Genomic DNA, 16496 nt, shown 5'->3' with positions numbered 1-16496 from the left:
GAGAGCCCGCCGTGCTCTAGGCGCGGCCGTGAGCCTGGCGGCTGCGGCGGCTGAGGGAGTCGATGGTGACGGCGATCAGCAGGACGCCGGCGGTCACCATGTAGCGGACGCTGGAGTCGAGGCTGAGCAGGGCCAGGCCGTTCGAGATCGACATGATCACCAGGGCGCCGAGGAGCGCGGAGTACGCCGAACCGCGGCCGCCGAACAGGCTGGTGCCGCCGATCACCGCAGCCGCGATCGCGTTCAGGTTGGTGTCCGCGCCGCCGCTGCTCTGGTTCACCGCGACCAGCCGCGCGGCGGCCAGTAGTCCGCCGACCGCGGCGAAGGTGGAGCAGGCCGCGAACACCGACAGGTAGATCATCCGGACGTTGATACCGGCTCGCCGGGCAGCCTCCACGTTGCCGCCGACGGCGACGACCGAGCGGCCCCAGCGCGTCCGCCGGATCGCGAAGTCGGTCGCCACCACGAGGCCGAGGAAGAGCAGGAACATCGACGACACCCCGCGGTCGCCGTTCAGGATCACGACCGGGATCAGCAGGACGACGGCGAGCGCGGCGGCCTTGATCGCGATGACCGAGTTCGGCGCCGCCGACAACCCGGCCGCCACGCGGGCGGCTCGGCCGCGCAGCCTGGTCAGCAGGTACACCGCGACGACCACCGCGACCAGCCCGTAGGCCAGCGCGGGGGAGAGGAAGCTGCGGGTGCCGAACCCGACGAGCGCGGAGTCGAAGGGCAGGTTCAGCGAACCCTCCTTGCCGAGCACCAGCAGCTGCAGGCCAAGGAAACCGAGCAGGCCGGCCAGCGTGATGACGAAACTCGGCACGCCGAACCTGGTGTAGAGCGCGCCGTAGAAGAGCCCGATCACCAGCCCGAGCGCGACCCCGACCAGCAGCGACAACGCCAGCGGCCAGCCCTTGTTCACGAACGTGACCCCGAGTACGGCGGCCGACAGCCCGCTGACCGAGCCGACCGAGAGGTCGATCTCGCCCAGCAGCAGGACCAGGACGATGCCGATGGCAATCACCCCGACGGACGTGGTCTGCAGGGTGAGGTTGACCAGGTTGCGGCTGGACAGGAACGAGCTGTTCGCGATCTGGAAGACCGCCCAGATGATGATCAGGCCGACCACCACCGGGACCGAACCGAGGTCGCCGGACCGCAGCCGCGCGGTGAACGCCGAGACGGCGCCGCTGATGCCGTGGCTGGCGATCAGCCGCTCGTCCTGCAGGTCGGCGGGCAGCTCGGTGCTGCCGCCGTTTCCGTTTCCGCTGCTCGGGCGTGGAGCGTCCTGCGGCCGGATCTCGGATCCGTGCAGCGTCATGATGCGGTCCCCTCCTCACGGGTCCGGCGCGCTGCGCGCTCAGAGACCGCGTTGTTTGTGGCGCCGGTGATGGCGGCGATGATGTCCTGCGTCTTGGTCTCGCTGACCACGAAGACGCCGTTGTTCCGGCCGAGCCGCAGTACGGCGACCCGGTCCGCGACCGCCATCACGTCGGCCATGTTGTGGCTGATCAGGATCACCGCGAGACCGCGCTCGCGGAGCCGCTCGACCAGGTTGAGGACCTCGGCGGTCTGAGCCACGCCGAGAGCCGCGGTCGGCTCGTCCAGCATCACGACCTTGGGCTGGCCGAGCAGCGAGCGGGCGATCGCGACGGTCTGCCGCTGGCCGCCGGACAGGCTGGCGACCGGGATCCGGACCGACGGGATCTTCGCCGACAGCTGCCGCAGCAGCTCCCACGACGAGCGTTCCATCTCGACCTCGTCGAGCACCTTGCCGGTGCGCAGCTCGCGGCCGAGGTACAGGTTCGCGACCACGTCGAGGTTGTCGCACAGGGCCAGGTCCTGGAAGACCGTGGCGATGCCGAGCTGCTGCGCCTCGGCCGGACTGCCGACCCGCACCTCCCGGCCGTCGAAGACCATCGTGCCGTCGTCGGCGGTGTAGACGCCGGCGATCGTCTTCACCAGCGTCGACTTGCCGGCGCCGTTGTCGCCGACCAGGGCCAGCACCTCACCGGCCCGGACGTCCAGCTCGATGTTCTTCAGGGCCTGCACCGCGCCGAAGCGCTTGGAGATGCCCCGCAGCGACAGCACCGTGGTGGTGCCGACCGGGGCCGGTGTGGGGGTGACAGTCACTCGATCAGCCTCCTGGGCTTTGTCTTCAGGCCATGATCGCGGCGTTCCGCCGCCCGGGACAGCCTTCTTGGTTCCGGAACCGCCCGGCATCGCCCCGCTCCCTTCGCTCCTCAGTCCAGGCCGGGAGGCCCCATGAAGCGGGGCGACACCAGGGGGCGGGTCAGCTGAGGCCGGCGGCGGTGCAGGCGGCGGCGAACGACGCGGTGCAGATGTCGGTCACCTTGTAGATGTTGTCCTTCACCACGGTGTCCTTGATGTTGGCCTTGGTGACCGCGACCGGGTCGAGGATCGTCGACGGCACGCCGTTCTTGTCCGTGGTCGATTCCGGCTTGCCGCCGTTGGCCAGCGCGACCGCGCCCTTGGCGGCCGCCTCGGCCTGCGGCTTCACGGCCTTGTAGATGGTCATCGCCTGGTCGCCGGCCACGATCCGCTGGATCGCGGCGAGCTCGGAGTCCTGGCCGGTGACCGGCGGCAGCGGGGTGACGCCACCGCCCTTGAGCGCTGCGATCGCGCCGCCCGCCGTACCGTCGTTGGCCGCGTACACACCGACCAGGCCGTTCTTGATCGCGCTGAGCTGGCCCTCCATCCAGGCCTGCGCCTTGTCCGGGCTCCAGTCCGGGGTGTCGAACTCGGCGGCGACCTTGTAGCCGCTGGCGTCGAGCACGCTGTGCGCGCCCTTCTTGAAGTCGGCCGCGTTCGGGTCGGTCGGCGAGCCGTTGATCATGGCCAGGTTGCCGGAGGTCTTGCCGGCCGCCTTCAGGGCGTCGACCAGGGTCTGCGCCTGGAGCTTGCCGACCGCCTCGTTCTCGAACGAGACGTAGTAGTCGGCGTTCTCGATGAACCGGTCGTAGGCGATCACCGGGACGTTCTGGCCCTTCGCGGAGGCGACCACCGCGGCGGCGGCCTTGCCGTCGACCGGGTCCAGCACCAGCACGTTCGCGCCCTGGGTCAGGGCCGCCTCGGCCTGCTGTTGCTGCTTGGCCGCATCCTGGTCGGCGTTGCTGTAGATCAGCTCGCAGTTGGCGCAGGCCGCCTTGAGCGCCTCGGTGAAGAGCGGCCGGTCCAGCGCCTCGTACCGGGTGGTCTTCGACTCGGGCAGCAGCAGCGCGATCTTCTTGGCCTCGCCGGAGCCTCCGGCGGCGGGTTCGTCCGACCCACAGGCCACCAGAGACAGGGCGAGGGCCGAGACGGTCAGGCCGAGCCCGACGAGACGGGATGGAGAGACGAACATGTGGCGGCTCCTTGACGTGATGGCCCGAGTAGGCCTGACCGAAGTCAAGCCGCGCGAAGCTTTGACGTCAAGACTTGAATTCAAGAAATAGACATATTGGCGTGACAACCCCGGAACTCAACCACCCACAACCGCCCCTCACCCCCCGAGCGGCCACGCGCGAGGTTGCCCACCGAACTCGGGGGTTGCCCACTGAGAATTTCGATGGGCAACCCCTCACCTGAGGGGCAACCCCCCAGGTGAGGGGTTGCTCGGCCGATCGAGGGGTTGCCCCGCCAGGTGATGGGTTGCCCACTGAGAATTTCGGTGGGCAACCCATCAGTTGAGGGGTTAACCGGCTCTTGTGACACATGTGTGGGTCGGCTTGGTGCCCCAGTTCGCCACCCAGGTCGGTCGAGTGCACCCACCTCCGACCACTCCGCCCCTGCGAACGGGATCCCGATGCTGCGGACCGCCAGGCCATCACAATCACCACCTCCACCCCGGCACCCTGCCTGCCACCGTCGACGCCGACCGACTGTGATGGCCTGGCGGTTCGCCCCTCGACGCGCCCACACCCAACGGCGTGCGCCCGCTCACCCCGCGCCCACCCTTCCGCCAGAAGAGCGGATATCCGTCCGTGTTGTGCCTTCTCCTCTCGTGTATCGAGGGAGAAGGCACAACAGCACCGGATATCCCCGCCACAGGAGCCCCGCCGGCCGCGGCCCGCAGGCTGGCAGGTGTGGTGGCGTCCGGCGGCGGGCGACGTTGCGTGGGCGGCCGGGGACAGATGGACAGGTAGTGCAGCGGCGAGACGCCGTACACACCGAGCCGACCGCGCTCAACCGCACTACCGGCGGCTGGGCACTACCTGATGAAATGCACGTCTCGCCGCCACCGCAGACTCACGCACGGCCCGGCCAGATCAGCGCACCGCTCGCCCGCCAAACCAACCCACCCACACGTCAGTCACATGAGCCGGTCAACCCCCCGGGTGAGGGGTTGCCCCCGACGTGGGGTCAGGCGAAGGACTTGGTGGCTGTGGTGTGGCTGAGGACTGAGGCTAGGTGGATGGCGCCTTGGATGTCGGCTTCGTCGCCGAGTTCGGCGGGGCGGAGCTCGACGGTGGCGGCGGCGCTGGGGATGGCGCAGCGGTCCAGGGCCTCGCGGAGCGGGGCGAGGATCAGGTCGCCGGCTTCGGCCATCAGGCCGCCGACGACGATCACCTCGGGGTTCAGCAGGTTCACCAGCCCGGCCACCGCGACCCCGACCCGGCGGCCCGCGTCCTCGATCACCCGGCGGCAGCCGAGGTCGCCATGCAACGCCCGGGAGACGATGTCCTTCAACCGCAGCGGACCGTGCGACGCGGCCAGGCTGTTGATCAGCGCCCGCGACCCGACGAACGTGTCCAGGCACCCGCGGTTCCCGCACCGGCAGATCGGCCCGTTCTCGTCGATGGTGACGTGCCCGATCTCACCCGCCGTACCGGCAGACCCGCGGAACACCTCGCCGTCCAGGACGATCCCGGCGCCGACGCCGTACGAGAACTTCAGGTAGCAGCCGTGCCGCACGCCGCGCAGCGCGCCGTTGCGGAGCTCGCCGAGCGCGGCCAGGTTGGCGGTGTTGTCGAGCGCGACCGGCGCGCGCAGATGCCCGGCCATCGCCTCGGCGACGTTGACGCCCCGCCAGCCCGGCAGTACGGCGTCCGACCCGGCCTCACCGCTGACCGAGTCGACCGGCGCGGGTAGGCCGAACCCGATCGCGGCGATGTCCTCGACGCCCGAGCTGACCGTCTCGGCCAGGTCGGCGAGCAGCCGGGCGGCGCGTTCCATCCCGTCGTCGGCGACGTGGTCGGCCTGCAGCGGCATCAGTTGCTGGGCGAGGATCTCGCGGGACTCGTTGGCGATCGCGACCCGGACGTCCCGCTCGCCGAACGCGACTCCGGCGAGCAGCCCGCCGCCGGACGCGAGCGACACCAGTACGGCGCGGCGGCCGTTGCGGATGCTCCGGGACAGGCCGACCATTCCGGCCTGGTCGAGCTCGCGGACCATGTTCGACACGGTCGCGGCGGACAGGCCGGAGGCGGCGGCGATCTCGACCTGGGTCAGGGGGCCGTGCTGCCGGACGACTCCCAGAACGCGCTCGCGGTTGGCTTCGCGCAGCGAAGCCTGCGACCCAGGCGCCGGGCGGGTTGCGTTCATTACATAAACATAACGGATCGCGAGGCCTTCGTTGCCAACTGCCGCTGAACAACCCTCAACATCGCCATCCGACCTCGCCAATCACTGCCCCACAGCTGCGTCCCCGGTGACAGTAATGCACGGAGGCCGCGCGGGGGTGCGGGCACGCCAGGAGGGCTCGCGCCGCATCAGACGGTGAGCGCCAGGGTGAGAAGAGTGACTGGTAGAGCCAGCTCGATGGCAGCGCCGAGTACGTCGCCGGTGACACCACCGAGCGCCGATCGAGCCCGCCGGGTGACGAGCAGGCTGACTACGACAGCCAGCAGTACGGCGCTCGCGCTGCCGACCAGTCGCGCGCTGTCAAACCAAGCGAGGGCGAGCGCCCCGGCCAGTACGACGATGGATGTGAGGACTGCTGCGATCGGTCGGACGGTCGCGGCGACGGTTGCGCCGAGACCACCGGGACGTGCGGACGGGACCGTCGTACGGCAGGTCCAGGGGAGCGTCAGGCGGCTCGCGGTGACGGCGATGAGCGCGGCCTGCCAGCCGAAGCCGGCCTGGATGCACGCCGTGAGCGCGGCGACATCGAGCAGCAGCACCGCGACGATCGCGACCACTCCGAACGGGCCGATGTCGCTCTGCTTCATGATCCGAAGCATCGTCTCGCGGTCCCGCCGGCTCCCTAGCGCATCCGAGAAATCGGCCAGCCCATCCAGGTGCAACCCGCCGGACACCACCACAACCACCAGCACCCCCAGCACGCCGGCCAGGTACTCCGCATCCGGCCGCAAGAGTTGAGCCAGCGCTACGACACCCGCTGAGATCGCGCCGATCAGCGCCCCGACCGCGGGTGCCAGGATCATCGCCCGTCCGCCCACCACCCGATCCACCCGCGACGGCATCCGAGCCGGCAACACGGTGAGCGTCCCAAGTGCCAACCAGGTGCCGTCCACCCATCCACCCCGCCCGCTGCCGCCGGAGCTCACGTGAGCGGGATGGTTCGGCCGGCCACGGTCCAAAGGACAGTGGTGGAGTTGAGGGAGATGGTGGTGTTGAGGCGGCCCATGAGGTCGCGGAAGAGGCGGGTGCCGGGGTCGGCGGGGACCACGCCGGAGCCGACGTCGTTGCTGACGGCAACCACCAGGCGCGGGGTGCCCGACCAGGCTTCGGCGAGGGATTCGATGGCCTGGTCGACCAGGCCGGCGCGGCCGAGGTCGGACCAGATGTCCAGGGCGTCCATCGTCCGCGACAGCCACAGGGTCAGGCAGTCGATCAGCAGCGGCGGACCGGGGGAGGCGAGCAGCGGGACCAGATCGATCGTCTCGGCCAGGCCCCAGGACGCCGACCGGCGGGCGCGGTGCTTGGCGATCCGCTCGGCCCACTCCGGGTCCGACGAGCCGTCTCCGCCGGTGGCGACGTACAGGACCTCGGGCTCGTCGCTCAGCAGCCGCTCGGCGGCGATCGACTTGCCGGACCGGGCGCCGCCCAGGATCAACGTGCGCTGCTCAGCCATCAGACCTCCTCGACTCGAACACCACTGGTACGTCGAAGGCCGCCTTCCGCGCCGTACGACGGAAAGCCGCCAGCACCGGCCGCCCCAGCAGCAGAACCATCACCGCGGACAGCACCCCACGCGGGATGTCCCACCCGAGCGACGTCGCCACCACAAACAGCAGGTACCGGTGCAGGTTCTCCGTCAGCGCGTCGCCCGGGATGAACGAGAAGTCGCTGCCGAACGTCGCGTAGGGCCAGAACCACAGGTTCATCAGCACGCCGTACAGCACCCCCGACACGAGCGCGTACGCCCCCAGCACCAGCAACTCGAGCCGCCCAGCCGCCCGCGGCAGCAGCCCGGCCAGGCACCCCACCCACGCGCAGGCGAACATCTGGAACGGCATCCATGGCCCGACCCCACCACTGATCAGCGCCCCACCCAGCAACGACACAGCGCCCAGTACGAATCCGAACCCGGCCCCGAACGCCCGGCCCGCCAGCACCAGCAGGAAGAACCCAGGCTCCAGCCCAGCCGTGCCAGGACCGAGCGCCCGCAGCGCAGCGCCCACCGCCGCCAGCATGCCGAGCAGCGAAATCACCTTGGCGTCGATCCCCGACTCGGACAGCTCAGCCAGTACGACGGCCACCAGCAACGGCAGCAGCAACACGAACAGCCACGGCGCATCAGTGGTGTGCCCGATCGCCGACTCACCCGCCTGGTCGGTGATGTACAGCAGCGGCCACCCGAAAGCCAGCAACCCGACCAGGGAGGCGATCAGCAGGGCCGCAGTACTGCGTGGCTTGAGCCGGACAAGCTTCACGACGCGCGTTCCAGAGCTGTGGCGACCTCACCGACGGTCAGGAACGGCAACGGCGCAAGGATCTTCGCCACCTGCGGCGCAAACGCCGGCGACCCCGCGATCACGGTCGCAGTCTCCCCGTCACTCACCAGCTCACCCTCAGCCAGCACCAGCACCCGGGTGGCCACCTCAGCCACCATCTCCACGTCATGCGTAGACAGCACGACGGCATGACCCGCGGCAGCCAGCTCCCGCAGGATCGCCACCAGCCGCCGCTTGGCCCCGTAGTCCAGCCCTCGCGTCGGCTCGTCCAACAGCAACAGCGGAGGAGCACCACACAGTACGACGGCCAGCGCAAGACACAGCCGTTGTCCCTCGGACAGGTCCCGCGGATGCATCGCCACGTCGATGTCCGGAGCCAGCCGCTTCAGCAGCGCCCGGCAGCTACCCGCCGGGACCCCGAAGTCCTCGTCGGCCCCGGCGCACTCGTTAGCCACCGTCGCCGCATACAACAGGTCAGCCGGCTCCTGGGGGACCAGCCCAACCGCCTTCACCAGCTTGGAAGGCGGCGTACGGCGCGGGTCCGCCCCAGCCGCAGCTGCCGTCCCCGACCGCGGCGGCACGATCCCGACCAACGCATTCAGCAGCGTCGACTTGCCGGCGCCGTTGCGACCCATCAGCGCAACGACCTCACCGGCCTGAATGCTCAGCGACACCCCACGCAACGCAGTGACCCCGCCGTACCCGGCCACTAGGTCCTTGCAACGCGCCAGCTCGACGCCAGGGTCTGCCGATGACCGCTGCGGCACAGCCGAGTCCAACCGGGTGCGCAGCGAGACCGCAGCCCGCCGCGCATCCCGCACCGACAGCGGCAGCGGGGACCAGCCGGCAAGCCGTCCCAACTCCACCACGGGCGGTGCGACCGGCGCAGTGACCATCCGCTCGGCTGGAAGCCCAGTAGCGACAGCAGCCGAGCCGCCTGGGACCTCGATCACCCGGTCGGCGTACTGGATGACTCGCTCGAGCCGGTGCTCAGCCATCACCACAGTGACGCCCAGGTCGTGCACCAGCCGCTGCAACGCGGCGAGCACTTCCTCAGCCGCCTGCGGGTCCAGAGCCGACGTCGGCTCGTCCAGCACCAAGACCGCGGGGTGAGAGGTGAGGGCAGCGCCGATAGCGGTCCGCTGCCGCTGTCCGCCGGACAGAGAGGTCAACGCACGATCCCGTACGTCGGCCAGCCCCAGCAGATCCAGCGTCTCCTCGACTCGGCGTCGCATCACGTCCGGAGCCACCCCGAGCGACTCCATGCTGTAGGCGAGCTCGTCCTCGACCGTGTCGGTGACGAACCCGGCCATCGGGTCCTGACCGACCATGCCGACCACATCGGCCAGGTCACGCGGGCGGTACTCGCTGGTGTTCCGGCCGTTGACGACGACCCGGCCGGACAGCGTGCCGCCGGTGAAGTGCGGCACCAGGCCGTTGATTGCCCGCAGCAACGTGGACTTGCCGGAGCCGGTCCGCCCGATCACCAGGGCCAGCTCACCCTCAGGCACCATGAAGCTGACGTCCTGCAGCGCAGGCGCCTCGGCGCCGTCGTAGGTCATCGTGACCCGGTCGAACTCGATCATGCGGTCACCAGCTCACGTCGAGAGGGCAAGGGCGGCGCGACCACCGCGGGAGCCAATCCGAGCAGGATGCCGATCACTGGCAGCGCCGGGACCGGTGGCACGACCAGCGGACCGGCCAGCACCAGCCCTTCGACGCCCCGAGTCGCGGCGGCGATCATCGACCCAGCAGCCAGGGCACCGGACAAGGTCACCAGCCACTCCGGCAAGGCCCACGGGTCCGGTCGATAGCGCGTGCGTGTCACTCGCTGCCGCCCGACCGCCATGGCACCCACCGCCAGCAGCAGTCCGACCAGCAACACGCTAGCGGCGAACGGAAACGCCATGGAGTCGGTCAGCAACGCATAGACACCGAGCAGGATGCCCAGCAACCCCAGCAGCACGCACAGCCCGGTGATCCGGCGCTGAAGTCGTGGGACATGCGCCGTACGGCCGTAGCCGCGGGAGTCCATCGCGGCGGCGAGCTCCACGGAGCGGTCCAACGCGCCTTCCAGCACGGGCATGGCTGTCGTACGGAAGGAGCCGCGGGTGCGGCCGCGGAGCCGGCGGGCGGCGCGGATCCGACGGGCGTCGGTGACCAGTTGCGGTGCGAAGGTCAGCGCGACCACACAGGCCACGCCCATCTCGTAAAGGGCTCCAGGCAACGACTTGAGCAGCCGCCGTGGACTGGCGAGTGCGTTGGCCGCGCCGATGCAGCAGAGCATCACGGCCAACTGAAGGCCGTCGTACAGCGCGGTCAGCAACGCCTCGAGCGTGACCTCGCCGCCGAGCTTCACGCCGTTGGCCCAGGCAGGCAACGGGACGTGGGGGAGGACGAACAGGACTGTGTTGCCCTGTGAGCGTGTCGACAGCAACGCCTGCAGCACCACGCGGACGGCGATCACCGCCAGGCCGAGCTTGAGGAACGCGGCGTAGCTGTGGGCCCAGGGAGCGTCGCTCCGCCGGGCCGACACCACGAAGCCGGTCACCACGAGGATCAGCACCAGCAGTACCGGGTTGCGCGTCCTGCTGGCGGCCACTGCCATGCCCAGCGCCCACAACCACCAGGCCCCCGGGTGCAGAGCCCGGGGGAGCGTCAGGTGATGGACAGTACGCACCTAGCTCTGCTGACTCGCACGCCGACGGTTGAGCGCCAGACCGCCACCAGCCAGTACGACGACCACCACCGCGGCGATGATGATGCCGGTCCACGGCGCGCCACCGGAGTCGGAGGAGCTGGCAGCCGGCGACGTGGTCGGCGAGGGCGCGGCGCTGGACCCGACCGCGGCGCCGATCTGCAGCGTGACCGGGTCGTCGGTGGCCGGGACCTGGATGTTCTTCACCTGGTCACCACAGCCCGCGGACGGGTAGCCGGCGATCCCGCAGGTCAGGCCCTTCTCGATGCGCACCGGGGCAACGGCCGCCAGGATCTTCGCGCCGGTCGCCTGCGCGTCCGTGACCACGCAGGTGCCGGTGGCAGGTCCCGGAGTCTGACCGTTCAGCGCGTCGGCCGGCGTACCCGGGTCGACCACCAGAGCCACCCGCTTCTTGCCGGACTCCGCCGGGGTGCTGCCGCAGATCGCCTGGAAGTCACCGGCTGCGCGCGGCACCCGCGGCTTGGCGCCGCCCAGGGCGTACCGCCAGCCCTCCACGGCTCCATCGGCCGGTACGACGCCGTCGGCGCCCTTCTGCGCGAAGGCCCACTGGCCGCCGCTCCACTGGTAGTAGCCCCAGAACCGGTAGCCGTCCTCGGCCTGCGCGGTGGTGGCGACTGTCCCCGCCAGCAGGAGACCCGCCAGCAGGCTGAGGACCAGTCGTACGGTCCGGCGATATGCAGTCATGTCATGTCCTCGATCGGGCCGTGCCCGGTGGAGGAAGTCCCGCCTGCGTCGGCAGGGTGGGGCTCCACCCGCGGACCACGGCGGGTAGCTGAGCCTGTCTGCCTGCGTCACAGTGTTCCGGCTCGCCACCGGGGAGGTGGCCTACGGTTGCGGGTCAGCGCCGGACTTGGACCGGCTTCCCTGCGAACACAGGAGTGGTTCAGCCGCAGCTTAACAAGCAGGAACCCGTACGACGCCGCCCAGGACGTCGTACGGGTTCCAACTGCTGCTTACTCCGGGGCGGCGAGGCTCATCGGGCCGTAGACCTCGCGGCCGTCCTCGAGCAGGAAGACCTGGCCGATTCCGTGCTCGGCCAGATCGCGCCAGCTCTCGCCGAGCCAGCTCTCCGCGTCGCCCTGGGCGGAGAACTCGGCCCCGCCGACCTCACCCGGGTCGACGACGGCGCCGGAAGCGGTCTCGAACCGCCAGCTCCAGCTCATGAGCCCGGCCGGGTCTGCGGAGCGTTCTGCTCGGTCTTGGCCGGGTCGCGCTCGATGATGCTGCCGAGCACCTCGTCGATCTGCTTCAGCAGGCCCTCCTCGAGCCGGACGCCGGAGGCCTTCACGTTCTCGACGACCTGCTCGGGCCGGGAGGCGCCGATGATCGCCGAGGAGACGTTCGGGTTCTGCAGCACCCAGGCGATGGCCAGCTGGGACAGCGACAGCCCGGCCGACTCCGCCACCGGCTTGAGCTCCTGCACCCGGCTGAGCACGTCGTCGTTGAGGAACCGCTTGATCATGTTCGCGCCGTTGGAGTCGGTGGCCCGGGAGCCCTCCGGCGGCTGCTGGCCGGGCAGGTACTTGCCGGTCAGCACCCCCTGCGCGATCGGCGAGAACACCACCTGGCCGATGCCGAGCTCCTCCGACGCCGGCACCACCTCGGCCTCGATCACCCGCCAGAGCATGCTGTACTGCGGCTGGTTCGAGACGAACGGGATGCGCAGCTCACGGGCCAGCCGGTGGCCCTCCTGCAGCTGCTCCGCGGTCCACTCCGACACCCCGATGTAGAGCGCCTTGCCGGACCGGACGACGTCGGCGAAGGCCTCCATCGTCTCCTCCAGCGGCGTCTCGGAGTCGTACCGGTGCGCCTGGTAGAGGTCGACGTAGTCGGTCTTGAGCCGCTTCAGCGACGCGTTGATCGACTCGTGGATGTGCTTGCGGGACAGGCCGACGTCGTTCGGTCCGCCCGGGCCGGTCGGCCAGTAGACCTTGGTGAAGATCTCCAGCGACTCGCGCCGCTCGCCTTCCAGCGCCTCGCCGAGCACCGACTCGGCCTTGGTGTTGGCGTAGACGTCGGCCGTGTCGAACGTGGTGATGCCGGCCTCCAGCGCCGCCCGCACACACGCCTTGGCCTGATCGTTCTCCACCTGGGAACCGTGCGTCAGCCAGTTCCCGTACGAGATCTCGCTGACCTTCAAACCACTGTTGCCGAGATAGCGGAAGTCCATACCCCGACCCTACTGCCCGTGCCCGCGTCGTTCCCGTCGAGTCTCAGCTGGGCTTCTCGCCGCGCTTGACCATCGGCTTGGGCAGCCGCCAGCGGCGCATCTGCATGGTCCGGCGGACCGCGTAGAAGCCGACGCCCTTGGCCGAGTCGTTCGGGAACTTCACCGAGACCGCCTTCTTCAGGCCCGCGGTGAGCAGGAACCAGTCCGCCGCGATCAGCAGGATCATCGCCAGGAACAGCAGGTTGACCGTCCCGGCCAGCCACGGGAAGGCCGGTGAGAAGACCACGCCGAGCAGCGACACCACCAGCAGGATCGGCAGCGCGAACTCCATCACCGAGTAGCGGGCGTCGACGTAGTCCCGGGCGAACCGCCGGACCGGGCCCTTGTCGGCGGCCGGCAGGTACCGGTCGTCACCGGTCTGCATCGCCGACTGCATCTTGGCGCGCTCGGTGCGCATCTTCTCCCGCCGGAGCGCCGACGCCTCCTTGCGGTTGCGCGGCTTCTTGAACGACGCCTTCCGGGCCGCCTCGGCTTCCCGGCGGCTCGGGGTGGGGCGTCCCTTACCGCCCGGCTTGGCCTGGGGCTCGGCGGGTACGGTGGTATCTGTCTCAGACTTGGTACGACGGAACACGGGGTCTGAACCTCATTCGGCAGGGCAGGTCGCGACTCGGGGGAGTCCCCGGAGCTGACCACCACTTTATCCGGGCCGGTCCTGATGGTGTGGTGACCCGTGGAGACATAGGGTGGTTGACACGCACGCCGGGTCGACTGTCGCCGGCACAGAAGGGGTACGGATATCGATGAGCATCTTCAAGAGGATGTCGACGATCTTCAAGGCCAAGGCGAACTCCGCCCTGGACAAGGCCGAGGATCCTCGCGAAACCCTTGACTACTCGTATCAGAAGCAGCTGGAGCTGTTGCAGAAGGTGCGGCGGGGTGTGGCCGACGTGGCCACCAGCCGGAAGCGGGTGGAGCTGCAGGCGTCTCAGCTGCAGTCCCAGTCGGCCAAGCTGCAGGAGCAGGCCCAGAAGGCGCTCTCGATGGGCCGTGAGGACCTGGCCCGGGAGGCTCTGACCCGCAAGTCCGGGCTGCAGGGCCAGATCGACGACCTGCAGACCCAGCACGCCCAGCTGCAGGGCGAGGAGGAGAAGCTGACGCTCGCCTCCCAGCGGCTGCAGGCCAAGGTCGAGTCGTTCCGGACCCGCAAGGAGACCATCAAGGCCACCTACACCGCGGCCGAGGCGCAGACCCGGATCAACGAGGCGTTCTCCGGCATCTCCGAGGAGATGAGCGACGTCGGCCTCGCGGTCCAGCGGGCCGAGGACAAGACCCAGCAGATGCAGGCCCGGGCCGGCGCGATCGACGAGCTGCTCGCCTCCGGCGCGCTCGACGACGCCACCGGCACCAGCAAGGACAGCATCACCCTGGAGCTGGAGCGGATGTCGTCCAACTCCGACGTCGAGGACGAACTGGCCGCGATGAAGGCCCAGATCTCCGGCGGCAGCGCCCCCAAGGAACTGTCCGGTGACGCCACACCGGGATCCGCCCAGGCACAGCCCACGCAGCAGCCGGCCGCCGAGCCGGTGCGACCTCAGGACGGAGACGCCCGATGATCGTTCGGATCATGAGTGAGGGCCAGTGGCGACTGGCCGACGAGAAGCTGGACGAGCTCAACAAGGTGGACGGCGAGCTCGAGAAGGCTGTCTCAGCCGGCGACGAGGAGGCCTTCAAGGCCGCCTTCGCCGCCCTGCTCGAGTTCGTCCGGGCCGGCGACCGGCTGCCCGACGACGAACTGCACGACTCCGACGCGATCCTGCCGCCGAGCGACAGCTCGCTGGCCGAGATGCGCGAGCTGATCAGCGGCGACGGCCTGATCGCCGGCTGACAGCCACCCCGATCGGCGCCCCGACCCGGCGGCCGGTCACCCGAAGTAGTCGAAACGAGACCCCTGGGACCCGTATCTGGGCCCCGGGGGTCTTTCTCTTGCTTGGTGATTGCGCACGGGTAAACACTCGCGATTGCTACTGTGCGCAGCCGCTGTGACGTAGTACTCTCTGGATCACGCCGTTGTGGGGGCGGCGTTTCATCGAAGTTCGTGACGGGGTGTGGGTTGGTCACGTGCTTCGGATTCACCTGTGGGGGGTGACTGTGCGTGACTGAATTTGTCATGTCCGAGGAAGGGTTGGCCGATTCGGCTGCCCTTCGGCCGGCGCCGTCGGGGGAACGACGCCGGCCGGTCTGGGTCGTACCGGACGAGGTCCCGGCAATCGTGCCGCGGGCTGCCCGGCTCACCGAGGCGCGCTGGGTGTCGAAGTACCGGTGGGCCGCGCTCGCCGGCGACGTCGCCGCCGCGCTGGTCGGTGGGTCGCTGGCCCTCGTCGCCCGGTTCGGCGGCCAGATCAACCTCGGCTACTTCATACTCGGCGCCGTGCTGCCGATCGCCTGGCTGGCGTGCGTGGCGCTCGAACGCGGCTACGAGAGCCGGTACTTCGGCACCGGTCCGGAGGAGTTCCGCTCGATCATCCGGGCCGCGGTGGCACTGACCGCGCTGGTGGCGATCACGTCGTACGCCATCAAGCTCGAGGTCGCCCGTGGTTTCGTCGTGCTGGCGGTCCCGATGACCTGCCTGGCGGCGATGTTCCTGCGCTGGCTGCTGCACCGCGCCATCTCCCGGCGGCGGTTCGACGGCCGGTGCATGCGCCACGTGCTCGTTGTCGGACGCAACGACCAGGTGACCACGCTGCGGCGGCACCTGGAGGAGCGGCCGGCCGACGGGTACGTCGTGGTGGCCAGCTGCCTGCCGCGCGGGGACGCGTTCGACGAGGCCGAGCCCGAGCAGCTGGGCCGGACCGAGATGGACATCCTGGCCGCGGTCGACCAGTTCGAGGTCGACGTGGTCGCGGTGGCCGCCGACCCGGAGCTGGCCGGGCACTCGCTGCGCAAGCTGTCCTGGGCGCTCGAGCAGCGCGGGGTCGAGCTGATCGTCTCGCCCGGCATCGTCGAGGTCGCCGGCCCGCGGATCTCGATCCGCCCGGTCGCCGGCCTGTCGCTGCTGCACCTGGAGCGGCCGTCGGTGAGCGGCGGGCCGCACCTGCTGAAGAGCATCTTCGACCGGATCGTCGGCGGCCTGATCCTGGTCGGCGTGCTGCCGGTCCTGCTGGTCACCGCGTTCCTGGTGAAGATCACCAGCCGCGGACCGGTGCTGTTCAAGCAGACCCGGGTCGGCCACGCCGGCGAGCGGTTCCAGATGCTGAAGTTCCGCACCATGGTGGTCGACGCCGAGGAACGCAAGTCGGAGCTGCAGAAGCTGAACGAGGGCAACGGGGTGCTGTTCAAGCTCCGTGACGATCCGCGCGTGACGAGGGTCGGCAAGTACCTGCGCCGGTTCTCGATCGACGAGCTGCCGCAACTGGTGAACGTGCTCCGGGGGGACATGTCACTGGTCGGGCCCCGGCCGCCGCTACCGGCCGAGGTGGCGCGCTACGCGATCGAGGACGAGCGGCGGATGCTCGTGAAGCCCGGACTGACCGGCCTGTGGCAGGTCAGCGGGCGCAGCGACCTGACGTGGGAGGAGTCCATGCGGCTCGACCTGCGGTACGCCGACAACTGGTCGATCGCGCTGGACCTGCTCATCTTGTGGAAGACCGCCCGCGCTGTCCTCGGACGCGACGGCGCCTACTGAATCCGCCCCCGGCCATCTGCCGGCCGGGCGGCATCACAAGCACCACACATCTGAGGACGACAGCGG

The 16496-nt window shown here is 69.8% G+C and carries 16 protein-coding genes and 1 riboswitch; of the genes, 3 read left to right on the top strand and 13 right to left on the bottom strand.

Annotation, left to right across the window (positions count from 1 at the left end):
• Nucleotides 1-16: 16 nt before the first annotated feature.
• From ACIBGM_RS39115 to ACIBGM_RS39055, 13 genes are all read right to left on the bottom strand, one after another.
• A complete protein-coding gene (locus ACIBGM_RS39115; protein ID WP_396388417.1) occupies nt 17-1321 on the bottom strand; it encodes a sugar ABC transporter permease in 1305 nt (434 codons plus the stop codon).
• Complete coding sequence (locus ACIBGM_RS39110; RefSeq protein WP_396388416.1) at nt 1318-2133, bottom strand: ATP-binding cassette domain-containing protein; 816 nt, start codon at nt 2131-2133, stop codon at nt 1318-1320. Before ACIBGM_RS39110 ends, ACIBGM_RS39115 begins: the two co-directional genes overlap by 4 nt.
• Before the next feature lie 160 nt (nt 2134-2293).
• Nucleotides 2294-3364, bottom strand: coding sequence for a substrate-binding domain-containing protein (locus tag ACIBGM_RS39105; protein ID WP_360534566.1), 1071 nt, complete (start codon nt 3362-3364; stop codon nt 2294-2296).
• 998 nt (nt 3365-4362) lie between these two features.
• A complete protein-coding gene (locus ACIBGM_RS39100) occupies nt 4363-5544 on the bottom strand; it encodes an ROK family protein (RefSeq protein ID WP_396388415.1) in 1182 nt (393 codons plus the stop codon).
• Nucleotides 5545-5711: 167 nt separating this feature from the next.
• Complete coding sequence (gene cobS, locus ACIBGM_RS39095; RefSeq protein WP_396388413.1) at nt 5712-6476, bottom strand: adenosylcobinamide-GDP ribazoletransferase; 765 nt, start codon at nt 6474-6476, stop codon at nt 5712-5714.
• Between the two features lie 29 nt (nt 6477-6505).
• Complete coding sequence (locus ACIBGM_RS39090; RefSeq protein WP_360535250.1) at nt 6506-7036, bottom strand: bifunctional adenosylcobinamide kinase/adenosylcobinamide-phosphate guanylyltransferase; 531 nt, start codon at nt 7034-7036, stop codon at nt 6506-6508.
• Nucleotides 7029-7838: an ECF transporter S component gene (locus tag ACIBGM_RS39085; RefSeq protein WP_360535248.1), complete on the bottom strand. Its 810-nt coding sequence runs from the start codon at nt 7836-7838 to the stop codon at nt 7029-7031. The genes ACIBGM_RS39090 and ACIBGM_RS39085 overlap by 8 nt, the downstream gene beginning before the upstream one ends.
• Nucleotides 7835-9445, bottom strand: coding sequence for an ATP-binding cassette domain-containing protein (locus ACIBGM_RS39080; protein WP_360535246.1), 1611 nt, complete (start codon nt 9443-9445; stop codon nt 7835-7837). The genes ACIBGM_RS39085 and ACIBGM_RS39080 overlap by 4 nt, the downstream gene beginning before the upstream one ends.
• Nucleotides 9442-10539, bottom strand: a complete 1098-nt coding sequence (locus ACIBGM_RS39075; RefSeq protein ID WP_360535244.1) for a CbiQ family ECF transporter T component — start codon at nt 10537-10539, stop codon at nt 9442-9444. Before ACIBGM_RS39075 ends, ACIBGM_RS39080 begins: the two co-directional genes overlap by 4 nt.
• Nucleotides 10540-11262 (bottom strand): SCO2322 family protein, encoded by a 723-nt coding sequence (locus ACIBGM_RS39070; RefSeq protein ID WP_396388412.1) that lies wholly within the window; start codon nt 11260-11262, stop codon nt 10540-10542.
• A 112-nt stretch (nt 11263-11374) separates the two neighbouring features.
• Nucleotides 11375-11442, bottom strand: a riboswitch (cobalamin riboswitch).
• A gap of 89 nt (nt 11443-11531) precedes the next feature.
• Entirely contained in the window at nt 11532-11741 is a 210-nt protein-coding gene (locus ACIBGM_RS39065) for a hypothetical protein (RefSeq protein WP_360535240.1), read from the bottom strand.
• Nucleotides 11738-12748, bottom strand: a complete 1011-nt coding sequence (locus ACIBGM_RS39060) for an aldo/keto reductase family protein (protein ID WP_360535238.1) — start codon at nt 12746-12748, stop codon at nt 11738-11740. Before ACIBGM_RS39060 ends, ACIBGM_RS39065 begins: the two co-directional genes overlap by 4 nt.
• 43 nt (nt 12749-12791) lie before the next feature.
• A complete protein-coding gene (locus ACIBGM_RS39055) occupies nt 12792-13379 on the bottom strand; it encodes a DUF3043 domain-containing protein (protein WP_396388411.1) in 588 nt (195 codons plus the stop codon).
• 169 nt (nt 13380-13548) lie between these two features.
• On the opposite strand from ACIBGM_RS39055, the gene ACIBGM_RS39050 reads away from it, so the two are divergent.
• From ACIBGM_RS39050 to ACIBGM_RS39040, 3 genes are all read left to right on the top strand, one after another.
• A complete protein-coding gene (locus ACIBGM_RS39050; protein ID WP_360535234.1) occupies nt 13549-14361 on the top strand; it encodes a PspA/IM30 family protein in 813 nt (270 codons plus the stop codon).
• On the top strand, nt 14358-14633 hold the full coding sequence (locus ACIBGM_RS39045; protein ID WP_360535232.1) for a hypothetical protein: 276 nt from the start codon (nt 14358-14360) through the stop codon (nt 14631-14633). The genes ACIBGM_RS39050 and ACIBGM_RS39045 overlap by 4 nt, the downstream gene beginning before the upstream one ends.
• Before the next feature lie 267 nt (nt 14634-14900).
• Nucleotides 14901-16430, top strand: coding sequence for a sugar transferase (locus ACIBGM_RS39040; RefSeq protein ID WP_396388410.1), 1530 nt, complete (start codon nt 14901-14903; stop codon nt 16428-16430).
• Nucleotides 16431-16496 lie beyond the last annotated feature (66 nt).

This window comes from Kribbella sp. NPDC050470, from assembly GCF_044458365.1.
Lineage (GTDB): Bacteria > Actinomycetota > Actinomycetes > Propionibacteriales > Kribbellaceae > Kribbella.
This window is presented reverse-complemented; position numbering and strand designations above follow the sequence as displayed.

Excerpts from the sequence above, each read along its gene's own strand:
- ACIBGM_RS39115 (WP_396388417.1), bottom strand. The coding sequence starts at position 1,321 with ATGACGCTGCACGGATCCGAGATCCGGCCGCAGGACGCTCCACGCCCG.
- ACIBGM_RS39105 (WP_360534566.1), bottom strand. The coding sequence starts at position 3,364 with ATGTTCGTCTCTCCATCCCGTCTCGTCGGGCTCGGCCTGACCGTCTCG.
- ACIBGM_RS39100 (WP_396388415.1), bottom strand. The coding sequence starts at position 5,544 with ATGAACGCAACCCGCCCGGCGCCTGGGTCGCAGGCTTCGCTGCGCGAA.
- ACIBGM_RS39090 (WP_360535250.1), bottom strand. The coding sequence starts at position 7,036 with ATGGCTGAGCAGCGCACGTTGATCCTGGGCGGCGCCCGGTCCGGCAAG.
- ACIBGM_RS39080 (WP_360535246.1), bottom strand. The coding sequence starts at position 9,445 with ATGATCGAGTTCGACCGGGTCACGATGACCTACGACGGCGCCGAGGCG.
- ACIBGM_RS39070 (WP_396388412.1), bottom strand. The coding sequence starts at position 11,262 with ATGACTGCATATCGCCGGACCGTACGACTGGTCCTCAGCCTGCTGGCG.
- ACIBGM_RS39065 (WP_360535240.1), bottom strand. The coding sequence starts at position 11,741 with ATGAGCTGGAGCTGGCGGTTCGAGACCGCTTCCGGCGCCGTCGTCGAC.
- ACIBGM_RS39060 (WP_360535238.1), bottom strand. The coding sequence starts at position 12,748 with ATGGACTTCCGCTATCTCGGCAACAGTGGTTTGAAGGTCAGCGAGATC.
- ACIBGM_RS39050 (WP_360535234.1), top strand. The coding sequence starts at position 13,549 with ATGAGCATCTTCAAGAGGATGTCGACGATCTTCAAGGCCAAGGCGAAC.
- ACIBGM_RS39045 (WP_360535232.1), top strand. The coding sequence starts at position 14,358 with ATGATCGTTCGGATCATGAGTGAGGGCCAGTGGCGACTGGCCGACGAG.